Consider the following 14,916-nt stretch of genomic DNA (forward strand, 5'->3'; position numbering starts at 1 on the left):
ACTCAGGTAAGTCACCATGAATGATCTGCAACTCGACGATTTCAAGCGCGATGAGAACGCCGCCATGGTCTTGCTCATCGACGACCAGGCGATGATCGGCGAGGCGGTGCGGCGCGGGCTGTCGAACGAAGACAACATCGACTTCCACTTCTGCTCCGATCCTCACCAGGCCATCGCCCAGGCTGTTCGCATCAAGCCGACAGTCATTCTCCAGGATTTGGTGATGCCCGGCCTGGATGGCCTGAGCCTGGTGCGCGAGTACCGTAACCATCCCGCCACCCGCGATATCCCGATCATTGTCCTGTCCACCAAGGAGGACCCGCTGGTCAAGAGCGCGGCGTTCGCCGCCGGGGCCAACGACTACCTGGTCAAGTTGCCGGACAACATCGAACTGGTGGCGCGCATCCGCTATCACTCGCGCTCCTACATGATGCTGTTGCAGCGCGACGCGGCCTATCGGGCACTGCGGGTCAGCCAGCAGCAACTGCTCGACGCCAACCTGGTGCTGCAACGCTTGATGAACTCCGATGGCCTGACCGGCCTGTCCAATCGCCGGCATTTCGACGAGTACCTGGAGCTGGAATGGCGCAGGGCGATGCGTGACCAGAGTCAACTGTCGCTGCTGATGATCGATGTGGACTACTTCAAGGCCTACAACGACAACTTCGGCCACCTGGAGGGCGACGAAGCCCTGCGCAAGGTCGCCACGGCGATCCGCGAGGCGTGCAGTCGTCCGTCCGATTTGCCGGCCCGCTACGGCGGCGAGGAGTTCGCCCTGGTCCTGCCCGGTACCTCGCCGGGCGGTGCCCGGCTGATGGCCGAGAAACTGCGCCAGGGCGTCGTCGCCCTGAAAATCCCCCACACCATGCCTGACAGTGGCGGGAACCTGACCGTCAGCATCGGCGTCTCGACCTTCACCCCCCAGCAGGGTAGCGACAGCCGGCAACTGATCTCGGCGGCGGACAAGGGGTTGTACATGGCCAAGCACAATGGGCGTAATCGGGTGGGTGTTGAATAGGCCCTGGACAGGGCGCTTGCTTCCGCCGGACTGTGTCTGTAGGCGCTATCTAGGAACTGCGTAGGCGCTGCGTAGGAGCTGCGTAGGAGCTGTCGAGTGCAACGAGGCTGCGATCTTTCCCCAGACAATTGAGCCCTGAGCGAAAGATCAAGATCAAAAGATCGCAGGCTTCGCCAGCTCCTACAGGGCCAGCGCGAGCTGGCATATAAGGAATTGGTGTTCCTAAAGCCGCCAGGCGGGCTGCCGCTGGCGCTTGATTACGTTATACTCGCCGGCTTTCAAAAGTTCGCCAACGAGTGCTGCCCGCCATGGAAATCAACCCGATCCTTAACACCATCAAGGACCTGTCCGAGCGCTCCGAAACTATTCGGGGGTATCTTTGACTACGATCAAAAGCATGAGCGTCTGACCGAAGTCAATCGCGAGCTTGAAGATCCGAATGTCTGGAACAACCCTTCGTACGCCCAGGAGCTGGGCCGCGAGCGTTCTGCGCTGGCGCAGATCGTCGAGACCCTGGACGAGTTGTCCAGCGGCCTGGCCGATTGCCGCGACCTGCTGGACATGGCTGTCGAGGAAAACGATGAAGGCGCGGTCGGCGATGTCGTCGCCGAGCTGACACGCCTGGACGAGAACCTCGCCAAGCTGGAATTCCGTCGCATGTTCAGCGGCGAGATGGACATGAACAACGCCTACCTGGACATCCAGGCCGGTTCCGGCGGCACCGAAGCCCAGGACTGGGCCAACATCCTGCTGCGCATGTACCTGCGCTGGGCCGACAAACGCGGTTTCGACGCCACCATCATGGAACTGTCGGCCGGTGAAGTCGCCGGGATCAAGGGCGCCACCGTGCACATCAAGGGCGAATACGCCTTTGGCTGGCTACGGACCGAGATCGGCGTGCACCGCCTGGTGCGCAAGAGCCCGTTCGACTCCGGCAACCGCCGCCACACCTCGTTCTCGGCCGTGTTCGTCTCGCCGGAAATCGATGACAACATCGAGATCGAGATCAACCCGGCGGACTTGCGCATCGACACCTACCGTTCCTCCGGGGCCGGTGGCCAGCACGTCAACACCACCGACTCGGCCGTACGGATTACCCACGTACCGACCAACACCGTGGTCAGTTGCCAGAACGAGCGCTCCCAGCACGCCAACAAAGACACCGCGATGAAGATGCTCCGGGCCCGCCTGTACGAGCAGGAAGTGCAGAAGCGCAACGCGGCGTCCCAGGCACTGGAAGACACCAAGTCGGATATCGGCTGGGGTCACCAGATCCGTTCGTACGTGCTCGACGCCTCGCGGATCAAGGATCTGCGGACCAGCATCGAACGCAGCGATTGCGACAAGGTGCTCGATGGCGATATCGATGAATACCTGATCGCCAGCCTCAAACAAGGGCTGTAACGCGACACCCATGCGGCGGGCCGGCCACGCTTGCGCCAAGGAGCGCGACTGGCCCGCAAACTCCGGCCCGGGGCCGGGGGCAACGAACCTGTGATGGAATCCTTAAAGACATGAGCGACCTAGAACTCGACCCGCAAGCCCTGCAACAGGAAGAAAACTCCCTGATCGCCCTGCGCAAGGAAAAGCTTGCTGCCGAGCGCGTCAAGGGCCAGGCCTTCCCCAACGACTTCCGCCGCGACGCCTACTGCGACGTCTTGCAGAAGCAGTATGCGGACAAGACCAAGGAAGAGCTGGCCGAGGCAGCGATTCCAGTCAAGGTGGCCGGTCGTATCATGCTCGATCGTGGTTCGTTCATGGTGATCCAGGACATGACCGGGCGTATCCAGGTCTACGTCAACCGCAAGACCCTGCCGGAAGAAACCCTGGCCGCCGTCAAGACCTGGGACCTGGGCGACATCATTGCCGCCGAAGGCACCCTGGCCCGTTCCGGCAAGGGCGACCTGTATGTCGAGATGACCAGCGTGCGCCTGCTGACCAAGTCCCTGCGCCCGCTGCCGGACAAGCACCACGGCCTGACCGACACCGAGCAACGCTATCGCCAGCGCTACGTCGACCTGATCGTCAACGAAGACGTGCGCCAGACGTTCCGCGTGCGCTCGCAAGTCATCGCCCACATCCGCAGCTTCCTGATGAAGCGTGACTTCCTGGAAGTCGAGACGCCGATGCTGCAGACCATCCCCGGCGGTGCGGCGGCCAAGCCGTTCGAAACCCACCACAACGCCCTGGACATGGAAATGTTCTTGCGCATTGCGCCGGAGCTGTACCTCAAGCGGCTTGTTGTGGGTGGGTTTGAAAAAGTGTTCGAGATCAACCGCAACTTCCGTAACGAAGGCGTTTCGACTCGGCACAACCCCGAGTTCACCATGCTCGAGTTCTACCAGGCCTACGCCGACTACGAAGACAACATGGACCTGACCGAGGAACTGTTCCGCGAACTGGCGCAGCTTGTTCTCGGGACTACCGACGTGCCGTACGGCGACAAGGTGTTCCACTTCGGCGAGCCGTTCGTGCGCCTGTCGGTGTTCGACTCGATCCTCAAGTACAACCCTGAACTGACGGCCGATGACCTGAACGACATCGAGAAGGCCCGCGCCATCGCCAAGAAGGCCGGTGCCAAGGTGCTCGGCTTCGAAGGCCTGGGCAAGCTGCAAGTGATGATTTTCGAAGAGCTGGTCGAGCACAAGCTGGAACAGCCGCACTTCATCACCCAGTACCCGTTCGAAGTGTCGCCGCTGGCCCGTCGCAACGACGAGAACCCAAGCGTGACCGACCGTTTCGAGCTGTTCATCGGTGGCCGTGAAATCGCCAACGCCTACTCCGAGCTCAACGATGCAGAAGACCAGGCCGAGCGTTTCATGGCCCAGGTGGCTGACAAGGACGCCGGCGACGACGAAGCCATGCACTACGATGCCGACTTCGTGCGAGCCCTGGAGTACGGCATGCCGCCGACCGCTGGCGAAGGCATCGGCATCGATCGCCTGGTGATGTTGCTGACCAACTCACCGTCGATCCGGGACGTGATTCTTTTCCCGCACATGCGGCCTCAAGCGTAAGTGTTTCAACTAAAAAGCCGCCTGGAAGGGCGGCTTTTTATTGCCTGTCTGGTACAAACGTATCAATTGGTTACTTTTGAGAACAAGAGGGAAGACCTGTCGTGAATCGTGCAATGGCTTCAGAAGGTGCAGCGGGCGTCGCCACGGCTGTCGCTGAAAGTGTTCAGTACCAGGGCCGCAAGGCCAGCCGACAGGGCAGTGAGCAGCGTCGCCAGGATATTCTCGACGCGGCGATGCGCATTGTGGTGCGTGATGGCGTGCGCGCCGTGCGTCACCGCGCCGTGGCCGCCGAAGCGGGCGTGCCGCTGTCGGCCACCACGTATTATTTCAAGGACATCGATGACTTGCTCACCGATACCTTCGCCCAGTATGTGGAACGCAGCGCGGCGTTCATGGCCAAGCTGTGGGCCAACAACGAAGGCCTGCTGCGGGAAATGGTCGCTTACGGTGACGGCAGCGCCCAATCGCGCTCGCAACTGGCGGACGACATTGCCCGGATGACCGCCGACTACGTGCAGCACCAGTTGGACAGTCGCCGCGAATACCTGATGGCCGAGCAGGCCTTTCGCCAGGAAGCGCTGCTCAACCCGCGCCTGGCGGTGTTGGTACGTTCCCACCAGCAGATTTTGCTGCACGGCACCTGTCAGTTTTTCCAGGTATTGGGCTCCCGCGAGCCGCAACAGGATGCCAAAGTGTTGACGGCGATTATCGGACGGATGGAATATCAGGGCTTGCTCAATGGCGCCGAGCCGGTAGCCGATGAAGATATGCTCGGCATCCTGACTCGCTACATGCACTTGGTACTGGCGTCGGTGTAACCCCTTATGGGAGTAGGCTATGTGGGAGCAAGCTTTGCTCCCACACACACACCTGCTCCCATATGTAGGGACGAGGCGCCGTGCCATAGGGAGTTCAAATGAAAGCCTGGCGTGCCGTTGTACTGGCCGTGTCGTTGCTGCTGCTCAGTGGCTGCCTGGTGTCGTTCAAGACGCCGTTGCCTGACAGCGAAGCCGCGCCTAAGGGCCTGCTCGGTCACTGGACCAGCACCAATGCCTGGGGCGAACCGTTGAACCTGGAGCTGACGAAGGTCGGCAAGCACCGCTACCAGGCCATCAGCTACTTCAGGGCCAGGCCCCATGAGCGCGAAGCCATCCCGCTGACTGTTTCCCGTCATGGCAGCCGCTGGTACGTGTCGGCCAAGGTGCCGGCGCGGTTTGGCGGCCACTATTTGATCGCCGGTTTCGAGTTGACCGACAAGCAAGAGCTGGTGGTCTACAACCTGGACCTGGATCAGATCAGCCAGGCCATCGGCCAACAGATTCTCAGCGGCCAACCGAACCAGAGCGAGGAAGGTGACGGGGTGCTGGTGGACAGCGACATGGACAAGGTTTTCCGCTACCTCGACGACCCGGCCAATTCCGATGTGTTCTCGGAGGCCGTGCGCTACCAACGGCTGGTCAAATCCCAATAACAGCAACAAGCGGACGTTTTTTCACAGGAGTTCCGGGTGGACGATTACCAGCAGACGATACGCACCTTGTCCGATCGCATTGTGCTGGCGCAAACGCCGATTCGCATCCTTGACGCGGTGAAGTGGGACGAGAGCATCCGCAAGGGGTTTCTCAAGGCCAAGGGCAAGGAAATGCCCGCGGTGGATCGCGACTATTACCTCAACCGGCCACTGTCCTTCGATTCGAGCAAGGTGAAGCTGGAGTTCCAGAACATCGAGCGTGACATCACTCGCCAGCTCGGACAGTTCAACCCGGTTGGCCAGATCATGCGCCGCATGTGCAAGGAATACCGCATGGTGGTACGCATGCTCGAGGCGCGTGGCACCGAGGATTTCGGGCTGATCTCCCAGGAGCTCTATGGCGCCGCCTCCGATGCCTTCCACGCCGGCGACCCGACCCTGGCCGACCTGGGCCTGATGCTCTCCGATTACCTGAACAACATCGATGGCCGTGGCGACCTCAAGGACGAGCCCAAGACGCTGGTCGCCAAGGAGGCCGTCAGCCTGCTGCAACACCGCCTCAACCGAGTGTTCGGCGAAGCCGAGGAAACCATCCGGGTGTTCGAGTCCGATGGTATCGTGGCCGACGCGGCGGCGGGTGCGGACTACATCAAGATCCGCGCCGATGCGATGTTCAACGAGCGTGACGTGCGAGCCTTGGAGGTCCACGAAGGCCTGGTGCACGTCGGCACCACGCTCAACGGCCTCAACCAGCCGATCTGCACCTTCCTGTCCAAGGGCCCGCCCTCGTCCACGGTGACCCAGGAAGGCCTGGCGATCCTGATGGAAATCATTACCTTTGCGTCCTACCCCAGTCGCTTGCGCAAACTGACCAACCGTACCCGAGCCATTCACATGGTGGAGGAGGGGGCCGATTTCCTGCAGATCTTCGAGTTCTTCCGCGAGCAGGGCTTTGAAATGGCCGAGAGCTACGGCAACGCCAGTCGGGTTTTTCGTGGGTCGGTGCCGACGGGTCTGCCATTCACCAAAGACTTGTCCTACCTCAAAGGCTTCATCATGGTTTACAACTACATTCAGTTGGCCGTGCGCAAGGGCAAGCTGGAACAGGTGCCGCTGCTGTTCTGCGGCAAGACCACCCTCGAGGACATGCGCACGTTGCGGCAACTGGTGGACGAAGGCCTAGTCGTACCGCCCAAGTACCTGCCCGAGCAGTTCCGCGACATGAACGCCCTGTCGGCCTGGATGTGTTTCTCCAACTTCCTGAACCACCTGAGCCTGGACCGGATCGAAGCGGATTATTCCAATATTCTTTAATCGCACCACTAATCCCTGTGAGCGAGCTTGCTCGCGATAGCGTCAGCACAGTCAGTACGGCTGTGACTGACCCGCCGCTATCGCGAGCAAGCTCGCTCCCACAGGGGGGCTGCGTTTACTTCTGACTTGCGAGGTTTCACCGGATGCGAACCCTCGGCATCATTTGCCTGTTGCTGGCCCTGAGCGGTTGCAGTTCCCTGTTGTTCTACCCCGAGCACGGCCTGCCGTTCACCCCGGAGCGAGCCAGGCTCGAATACCGCGACGTCACCCTGACCACCGCCGACGGTCTCAAGCTCCACGGCTGGTGGCTACCCGTCAAACCGGGTGTGCAGGTCAAGGGCACGGTGCTGCATTTGCACGGCAACGGCGGCAACCTGGCCTGGCACCTGGGCGGGAGCTGGTGGTTGCCGGAACAGGGTTACCAGGTGTTGATGGTCGACTACCGGGGTTATGGCCTGTCCGAAGGCGAGCCGAGCCTGCCGGCGATCTATCAGGACATCGATGCTGCGTTCCAATGGCTCGACCAGGCGCCCGAGGTGCAGGGCAAGCCGCTGGTGCTGCTCGGCCAGAGCCTGGGCGGCGCGCTGGCGGTGCATTACCTGGTCGAGCACCCGCAGCGCCAACGGCAGCTCAAGGCCCTGGTGCTCGATGGTGTGCCCGCCAGTTACCGCGACGTCGGCCGTTTTGCCCTGAGTACGTCCTGGCTGACCTGGCCGTTCCAGGTGCCGTTGTCCTGGTTGGTACCGGACGGTGACAGCGCGATCAGTTCCGTGGCGCAATTGAATGGCGTGCCGAAATTGATCTACCACAGCCTGGACGACCCCATCGTGCCCCTTTCCAACGGCATCCGGCTGTATCAAGCTGCGCCGCCGCCCCGGGTCTTGCAACTGACCCGTGGCGGACATGTGCAGACGTTCGCCGACCCAACCTGGCGCACCGTGATGCTGCGCTACCTCGAAGACCCCCAGCATTTTGACGGCCTGCGCCGCCTGGGCGAGGTCCCGAATTACCCTAAATCACCCGTTGAATCACCAGAGAGTCCGCAATGAGCGAAGAACGTAACGCCATCCCCCTGATCATCACCGGTATCTGCAGCATCCTCGGCACCGTCGGGGTGCTCTGGTATTACGGCTACCTGCACTTCGCCAAGCCTGAGGACGCGTTGCTGCTCAACCAATTCACCATGCTCAAGACCGTGCCCGGCGAGGACTACAAGGTTTCCCTGGAACCGGCCCCCCAGGTCGCCCAATGCATCGACGGCGTACTGGTGCTGTTCGACACCGAGCAGAAAGGCCTGACCGGCGTGCTGATCAACGAAAAGAAACGCGCGGTGCGCTGCATGGGCCAGGACACGCCGCAGAAGCTTCAGCCGTAATCTCCTTAGCGACACCACAACTCCGCTGTGGGAGCAATCTCGCTCCCACAGGGATTGTGTACAGCCAAACCTCTTTGGCAATAAAAAGCCCCGCCTGACGAAATCAGGCGGGGCTTTTTCAGTTGCACTCAGCCGATCAATTGGCGCTCATGGTCGAACGCGGGGCCACTGGCTGGTTGTCGTTGGAAATGGTCACTTCCACGCGACGGTTCATGGCACGGCCCGAGACGCTGTTGTTATCGGCCACCGGGAATTCCTTGCCGTAGCCTTGGGTCACGATGCGGGCCGGGTCCACGCCCATTTTCACCAGGGCGGTGCGCACCGAGCTGGCACGGCGTTCGGAGAGCGACTGGTTGTAGGAGTCTGAGCCGGTGCTGTCGGTGTAGCCTTCGATGATCACCTTGCGGTCCGGGTTTTCCTGGAGGAACTGCGCCAGTTTGCCCACATTGGTCATGCCGCTGGCGCGCAGGTCGGACTTGTTGGTGGCGAACAGCACGTCGCCAAAGGTCACCAGCGTACCGCGTTCGGTCTGCTTGGCGTTGAGGCTGTCCTGCAGCTGCTTGATCTGTGCGTTGCGCGCTTCGAGCAAGGCACGAGCACGTTCGTCACCGGCATTTTTCAGCTCGGCCTCGGCCTTGCGCAGGGCGATGGTCTGCTTGGCCACTTCAACGCGTTGGTTGGTCAGGTAAGCCAACTGGTCGACCTTGGCTTCGTCTTCCTTGTCCATATAGGCCTTGTCAGCCTTGGCCAGGAAGTCGGCGGCATCCTTGGTTTCCAATGCAGCCACTTTGGTCGCCGCCGGGTCAGCCTGCAGGCCGTTGTAGTTGGTCCGCGCCTGTTCCAGGTTCGCGTTTGGATCGTGGGAGCAAGCGGCCAGGGCTACGCAGGCAGCGAGCAGGGCGGGCATCATCAAGTGTTTGTGCATCATAGTCTGTCGTCCTTTTATCAATGAGAAGTACGTCGTGGCGTGAACGGCTTACTGAACCTTCTTCATGCCTTCCTGACGCAGTTCCTGAACCCCTTTCTGAGAATCCTTGAGTGCTTGTTCGGCCTTGGCGGCCTGGGCCTTGCGCTCGGCGACGCGGGCATCCCACTCGGCCTGTTCGGCCAGTCGCTTGGCTTCTTCGTAGTTCTTGTCATGCATGGCGATTTCGGCCTGCTTGAGCTTGTCCTGGGCCGACTTCATTTCCACAGCAGCGAATTCGGTACCGCCGGCGCTGACAGCGCTGTTGACCGCCGATTCGGTCACCGCGTACTGCTCCGAAGGTGGATTACCGGCGCAACCGGCGAGAATGAAGCTGCTACCGATCGCCAGGGCAGCCAACTTCAAGCCGCGCAGGCCAGTGGATGAGGGTTTGGCAGTGCAGGTATTCATAGGCTTCAACTCCATTGGAAAACTCCTGAAAAAACTACAAATCCATGCTGGAACCGAGGCCGTGACGTCTGATTTGGCGCTAGCGCCAAGGCGCGGTTATTTAAACGACCGTTCCAGTATGGTTACTCGGTGTGACCCGAGGCGTTTTTCAAAAGTTCAGCGAAGATGGCCATTCGCCAAAAGAATTGCTGACTGATCGGTCAGTGGTAGAAAAGCTGAACTTTCAAGGCGCGCAGCGGTATTCCCGGTGTAGGGAGCGTGTGTTTTTTGTGGCGGGCGCGCGTGTAGGAGCTGCCGAAGGCTGCGATCTTTTGATCTTTTGATCTTTCGCTTGGGACTCAAGCGTCAGGGGAAAGATCGCAGCCTCGCTTCGCTCGTCAGCTCCTACAGGAGTCAGTGCTTGGATTTATCGTTCTGCGAGGAAAGTTCGTGCAGATGCCGACGGGACAACGCGAGAAATCGCGGGGTCGGGCCTACGTCTTCATAAAGCGGGTCGCCTTCTTCATCGGTGGCGACGACTTGCGTGCCCTTGATGTAGGGGAAGCTTGCTTCCAGCTCCTCCAGTGCCGCCCCGATCAGTTCGCCCAGCAGCTCCTCGGGATGGCGCTTGGGGTACATGTCGCAGATCGCTGCCAGCCGGGCGGCGGCTTCCACGTCCAGATGAATCGTGTAGCCAGTCTGGGTCAGACGGCCCTTGGCGTTTTCTTCCCAATGCTGGGCAAGCTCACGAATTTTCATGATGACCTCAATAAGCCTGCTCGTGGCAGGCGCGGTGAGTGACAAGCCGTTGTGTGGCTTAATCATGAGACTAGCTTTGTCCCACAAGGTTTAAAGTCCCTTCGTCGCTTGTCAGAAACGGTGGGCATCGGCACTCTCTAATCCAAGAGCTGTCCGGACTTTTTTGCTGGAGAAATGCTGATGACCGATATCGATGCACGCTTGCGCGAAGACGTTCACCTGCTCGGTGAGCTATTGGGCAACACCATCCGCGAACAATACGGGGACACGTTTCTCGACAAGATCGAGCAGATCCGCAAGGGCGCCAAGGCTGACCGACGCGGCTCCGTGGACGCCGAACTCAGCGCCAGCCTCAATCAATTGAGCGAGGACGAACTGCTGCCAGTGGCGCGGGCGTTCAACCAGTTCCTCAACCTGGCCAACATCGCCGAGCAATACCAACTTATCCACCGCCGCGAAGAGTCGGAGCCGGAACCCTTCGAGGCGCGGGTATTGCCCGAGCTGCTCGCCCGGCTGCGGGCCGAGGGCCATGGCGCCGAGTCCCTGGCCCGGCAATTGGGGCGGTTGGAGATCGAACTGGTCCTCACCGCTCACCCCACGGAAGTGGCTCGCCGTACCCTGATCCAGAAATACGACGCCATCGCCGCGCAACTGGCCGCCCAGGATCACCGCGACCTGACCCGCGCCGAGCGCGCACAGATTCACGAACGCCTGCAACGGTTGATCGCCGAAGCCTGGCACACCGAAGAAATCCGCCGCACCCGGCCGACCCCAGTGGACGAGGCCAAGTGGGGTTTTGCGGTGATCGAGCACTCGTTGTGGCAGGCCATTCCCAATTACCTGCGCAAGGCCGACCAGGCCCTGCATGCCGCCACCGGCTTGCGCCTGCCGCTGGAGGCCGCGCCAATCCGTTTTGCCTCGTGGATGGGCGGCGACCGTGACGGCAACCCGAATGTTACCGCCACAGTGACCCGCGAGGTGCTGTTGCTCGCGCGGTGGATGGCGGCGGACCTGTACCTGCGCGACATCGATCAACTGGCCGCCGAGCTGTCGATGCAACACGCCAGCGAGGCTTTGCGTGCCCAGGCCGGCGAGAGCGCCGAACCTTATCGCGCCGTGCTCAAGCAACTGCGCGAACGCTTGCGTGCCACCCGCAACTGGGCCCACGCCTCCCTGAGCGCCGCCACGCCGCCAAGCGCCGAGGTGTTGCAGCACAACCGCGAGCTGCTGGACCCCTTGGAGCTGTGCTATCACTCCCTGCATGAGTGCGGCATGGGCGTGATTGCCGACGGGCCGCTGCTCGATTGCCTGCGCCGGGCGGTGACCTTCGGCCTGTTCCTGGTGCGCCTCGATGTACGCCAGGACTCGACGCGCCATACCGCCGCCATGACGGAGATAACCGACTACCTGGGCCTGGGTCGCTACGAAGACTGGAACGAGGAGCAACGCATCAGCTTCTTGCTGGCGGAACTGAGCAACCGGCGTCCGCTGCTGCCGGCCCATTTCAAACCGTCGGCCGACACGGCGGAGGTGTTGGCGACGTGCCGGGAAGTGGCCGCGGCACCGGCGGCGTCCCTGGGTTCCTACGTCATCTCCATGGCCGGGGCGGCGTCCGATGTCCTCGCCGTGCAGCTGTTATTGAAGGACGCTGGCGTGTTGCGACCGATGCGCGTGGTGCCGCTGTTCGAGACCCTGGCCGACCTGGACAACGCCGGGCCGGTGATCGAGCGGCTGTTGCTGTTGCCCGGTTATCGCTCGCGGTTGCAAGGTCCCCAGGAAGTGATGATCGGCTATTCCGATTCGGCCAAGGACGCCGGGACCACGGCGGCGGCCTGGGCGCAGTATCGGGCCCAGGAACGGCTGGTGGACATCTGCCGCGAGCAGCAAGTCGAATTGCTGTTGTTCCACGGTCGCGGCGGCACCGTGGGCCGTGGTGGTGGTCCGGCGCACGCGGCGATCCTGTCCCAGCCGCCAGGTTCGGTGGCCGGGCGTTTCCGCACCACAGAGCAAGGCGAAATGATTCGTTTCAAATTCGGCCTGCCGGACATCGCCGAACAGAACCTCAACCTTTATCTCGCCGCAGTGCTTGAAGCGACGCTGCTGCCACCGCCGCCGCCCACGCCGCAGTGGCGACACCTGATGGACGAACTGGCGGCCGATGGCGTCAGGGCCTACCGCGCCGTGGTGCGGGAAAACCCGCAATTCGTCGAGTACTTCCGCCAGTCCACCCCCGAACAGGAATTGGGGCGCCTGCCCCTGGGCAGCCGTCCGGCCAAGCGTCGGGCCGGCGGCATCGAAAGCCTGCGGGCGATCCCGTGGATCTTCGGCTGGACCCAGACCCGCCTGATGCTGCCGGCCTGGCTCGGCTGGGAAACCGCACTGAGCAAGGCCCTGGAGCGTGGCGAAGGAGAGTTGCTGGGACAGATGCGTGAGCAATGGCCGTTCTTCCGGACCCGCATCGATATGCTGGAGATGGTGCTGGCCAAGGCCGATGCCGATATCGCCCGCTCTTACGACGAGCGTTTGGTGGAACCTGGGCTGCTGCCTTTGGGTGCGCATTTACGCGACCTATTGTCGCAGGCCTGCTCGGTGGTCCTTGGGTTGACCGGTCAGTCGCAGCTACTGGCACATAGCCCAGCCACGCTGGAATTCATTCGCCTGCGCAACACGTACCTCGACCCGCTGCACCTGTTGCAGGCCGAACTGTTGGCGCGCTCGCGGCGGCAGGATGTGGCCCAGGGCAGCCCCGTGGAACAGGCGTTGCTGGTGTCTGTGGCGGGGATTGCCGCCGGTTTGCGCAATACCGGCTAAGATCAGGCAGCGCACCGAAACGGCTCGCCCGGCGTTCCCGGGCGTTGTCCGTCGACGGAGGAAACAGGTCGATCAGGCGACAGTTCGTTGCCCGGTTGCGACGATCGCCACCCCCTCCGAAGGTCGTATCGGGCGCGGGTTCCTCCGACTTTCGGCGGCTTGTGTGGGTCGGGCCTGCTGTGTATCTTGATCAGCCTTTGGCCGTTTGGGCGGTCACGATCCTGTTTTTCGAAGATTGGCCCCACGAGGCGAATCCGAGCGTTTTACATAAAAAAATTGAGGAGCACATCGATGCGCGTCATTCTGCTGGGAGCTCCCGGGGCCGGTAAAGGTACTCAGGCAAAGTTCATCACCGAAAAATTCGGTATCCCGCAAATTTCCACTGGCGACATGCTGCGTGCCGCAGTCAAGGCGGGCACCGAGCTGGGCATCAAGGCCAAGAGCATCATGGATGCCGGCGGCCTGGTGTCGGATGACCTGATCATCGCCCTGGTCAAGGATCGTATCGCTCAAGCCGACTGCGCCAATGGCTTCCTGTTCGACGGCTTCCCACGCACCATTCCCCAGGCCGAAGCCTTGGTGACTGCGGGTGTCGAGCTGGATGCGGTCGTTGAAATTGCCGTCGAGGACGAGGAAATCGTCCAACGCATTGCCGGTCGACGCGTTCATGAGCCTTCCGGTCGCGTTTACCATACCGTCTACAATCCTCCGAAAACCGAAGGCAAGGACGACGTGACGGGTGAAGACCTGGTGCAACGCAAGGACGACACCGAAGAAACCGTGCGTCATCGCCTGTCGGTCTACCATTCCCAGACCAAGCCGCTGGTGGATTTCTACCAGAAGCTGTCGGCGGCCAATGGCAAGCCGAAGTACAGCCATATCGAAGGCGTCGGCTCGGTTGAAGCGATCACTGCCAAGGTGCTTGCAGCCTTGAGCTGAAAAGTCTGATCAGTTGCATCATCTACGGCCCGCTTGCGGGTCGTAGTTGTTTATACTGGCGCACTTTTTTCCACCTGATCTACGGACACATCGATGAGCACCTTGCTGGCCCTGGACACCGCGACTGAAGCTTGCTCCGTTGCCTTGCTGCACGACGGCAAGGTCACGAGCCATTACGAGGTGATCCCGCGCCTGCATGCGCAGAAACTCTTGCCGATGATCCAGAAACTGCTGAGCGATGCCGGGACGACCTTGCAGGCAGTGGACGCGATTGCCTTTGGCCGTGGGCCGGGGGCTTTTACGGGGGTGCGCATCGCCATCGGCGTCGTACAAGGGCTGGCCTTTGCCCTGGAGCGGCCGGTGTTGCCGGTGTCGAACCTGGCGGTGCTGGCCCAGCGTGCCTTGCGCGAACAGGGCGCCCGCCAAGTCGCAGCGGCCATCGATGCGCGCATGGACGAGGTGTATTGGGGCTGCTATCGCGAAACCGACGGCGAGATGCGCCTGGTCGGTGCTGAAGCGGTGTTGCCGCCCGAAGCGGCGGCATTGCCAAGTGACGCCAGCGGCGATTGGTTCGGTGCCGGCACCGGTTGGGGTTACGGCGAGCGCATCGCCGTCAGCCCGAGCGGCCAGAACGCCACCCTGCTGCCTCACGCCGAAGACCTGCTGGCCCTGGCACGCTTCGCCTGGGCCCGTGGTGAAGCCATTCCAGCCGATGATGCCCAGCCGGTGTACTTGCGGGACAAGGTCGCCACGCCCAAGTCCGAGCGCTGAAAAACATCACGTCATTCTCAAGCGGGCACCGTTGTAGGAGCTGCCGAAGGCTGCGATCTTTCCAGCGACACTTGAATCCCAAGTGAA

Annotated in this window: 14 protein-coding genes; 11 read left to right on the plus strand and 3 right to left on the minus strand. The window is 61.7% G+C overall.

The genetic code is table 11. The annotated features are described in order from the left end of the window. The first annotated feature begins 16 nt into the window (after window positions 1-16). From GFU70_RS05305 to GFU70_RS05340, 8 genes are all read left to right on the plus strand, one after another. Window positions 17-1,018, plus strand: a complete 1,002-nt coding sequence (locus tag GFU70_RS05305) for a diguanylate cyclase domain-containing protein (protein ID WP_116643098.1) — start codon at window positions 17-19, stop codon at window positions 1,016-1,018. Window positions 1,019-1,326: 308 nt separating this feature from the next. Further along, window positions 1,327-2,422, plus strand: a protein-coding gene (prfB, locus tag GFU70_RS05310) for a peptide chain release factor 2 (protein WP_095963568.1) whose coding sequence is annotated in 2 segments (ribosomal slippage) — window positions 1,327-1,398 and window positions 1,400-2,422 — 1,095 coding nt in all. Because the reading frame shifts where the segments join, the coding sequence is not laid out codon by codon here. 110 nt (window positions 2,423-2,532) lie between these two features. Then, entirely contained in the window at window positions 2,533-4,035 is a 1,503-nt protein-coding gene (gene lysS, locus GFU70_RS05315) for a lysine--tRNA ligase (protein WP_153387706.1), read from the plus strand. 101 nt (window positions 4,036-4,136) lie between these two features. Beyond that, a complete protein-coding gene (locus tag GFU70_RS05320) occupies window positions 4,137-4,853 on the plus strand; it encodes a TetR/AcrR family transcriptional regulator (protein WP_153387707.1) in 717 nt (238 codons plus the stop codon). A gap of 98 nt (window positions 4,854-4,951) precedes the next feature. After that, window positions 4,952-5,506, plus strand: coding sequence for a hypothetical protein (locus GFU70_RS05325; RefSeq protein ID WP_058545984.1), 555 nt, complete (start codon window positions 4,952-4,954; stop codon window positions 5,504-5,506). A gap of 36 nt (window positions 5,507-5,542) precedes the next feature. Beyond that, complete coding sequence (locus GFU70_RS05330; RefSeq protein WP_058545983.1) at window positions 5,543-6,820, plus strand: flavohemoglobin expression-modulating QEGLA motif protein; 1,278 nt, start codon at window positions 5,543-5,545, stop codon at window positions 6,818-6,820. 143 nt (window positions 6,821-6,963) lie between these two features. Further along, window positions 6,964-7,869: an alpha/beta hydrolase gene (locus GFU70_RS05335; RefSeq protein WP_058545982.1), complete on the plus strand. Its 906-nt coding sequence runs from the start codon at window positions 6,964-6,966 to the stop codon at window positions 7,867-7,869. Next, complete coding sequence (locus GFU70_RS05340) at window positions 7,866-8,195, plus strand: hypothetical protein (RefSeq protein WP_058545981.1); 330 nt, start codon at window positions 7,866-7,868, stop codon at window positions 8,193-8,195. Before GFU70_RS05335 ends, GFU70_RS05340 begins: the two co-directional genes overlap by 4 nt. Window positions 8,196-8,331: 136 nt before the next feature. Here GFU70_RS05340 and GFU70_RS05345 read toward each other — a convergent pair whose 3' ends face one another. The 3 genes from GFU70_RS05345 to GFU70_RS05355 all read right to left on the minus strand — a co-directional run bounded on the left by GFU70_RS05345 (window position 8,332) and on the right by GFU70_RS05355 (window position 10,308). After that, complete coding sequence (locus GFU70_RS05345) at window positions 8,332-9,120, minus strand: OmpA family protein (RefSeq protein WP_058545990.1); 789 nt, start codon at window positions 9,118-9,120, stop codon at window positions 8,332-8,334. A 51-nt stretch (window positions 9,121-9,171) separates the two neighbouring features. Next, window positions 9,172-9,585, minus strand: coding sequence for a DUF4398 domain-containing protein (locus tag GFU70_RS05350; RefSeq protein ID WP_058545980.1), 414 nt, complete (start codon window positions 9,583-9,585; stop codon window positions 9,172-9,174). A gap of 378 nt (window positions 9,586-9,963) precedes the next feature. Continuing rightward, entirely contained in the window at window positions 9,964-10,308 is a 345-nt protein-coding gene (locus GFU70_RS05355; RefSeq protein WP_058545979.1) for a hypothetical protein, read from the minus strand. Window positions 10,309-10,488: 180 nt separating this feature from the next. Here GFU70_RS05355 and ppc point away from each other — a divergent pair, with 180 nt between their 5' ends. The 3 genes from ppc to tsaB all read left to right on the plus strand — a co-directional run bounded on the left by ppc (window position 10,489) and on the right by tsaB (window position 14,829). Beyond that, entirely contained in the window at window positions 10,489-13,119 is a 2,631-nt protein-coding gene (gene ppc, locus GFU70_RS05360; RefSeq protein ID WP_153387708.1) for a phosphoenolpyruvate carboxylase, read from the plus strand. Between the two features lie 291 nt (window positions 13,120-13,410). Then, window positions 13,411-14,058: an adenylate kinase gene (gene adk / locus GFU70_RS05365; protein ID WP_058545978.1), complete on the plus strand. Its 648-nt coding sequence runs from the start codon at window positions 13,411-13,413 to the stop codon at window positions 14,056-14,058. Window positions 14,059-14,151: 93 nt separating this feature from the next. After that, on the plus strand, window positions 14,152-14,829 hold the full coding sequence (tsaB, locus tag GFU70_RS05370; RefSeq protein WP_153387709.1) for a tRNA (adenosine(37)-N6)-threonylcarbamoyltransferase complex dimerization subunit type 1 TsaB: 678 nt from the start codon (window positions 14,152-14,154) through the stop codon (window positions 14,827-14,829). Window positions 14,830-14,916: the final 87 nt, after the last annotated feature.

Source organism: Pseudomonas brassicacearum, from assembly GCF_009601685.2.
GTDB lineage: Bacteria > Pseudomonadota > Gammaproteobacteria > Pseudomonadales > Pseudomonadaceae > Aquipseudomonas > Aquipseudomonas kilonensis_B.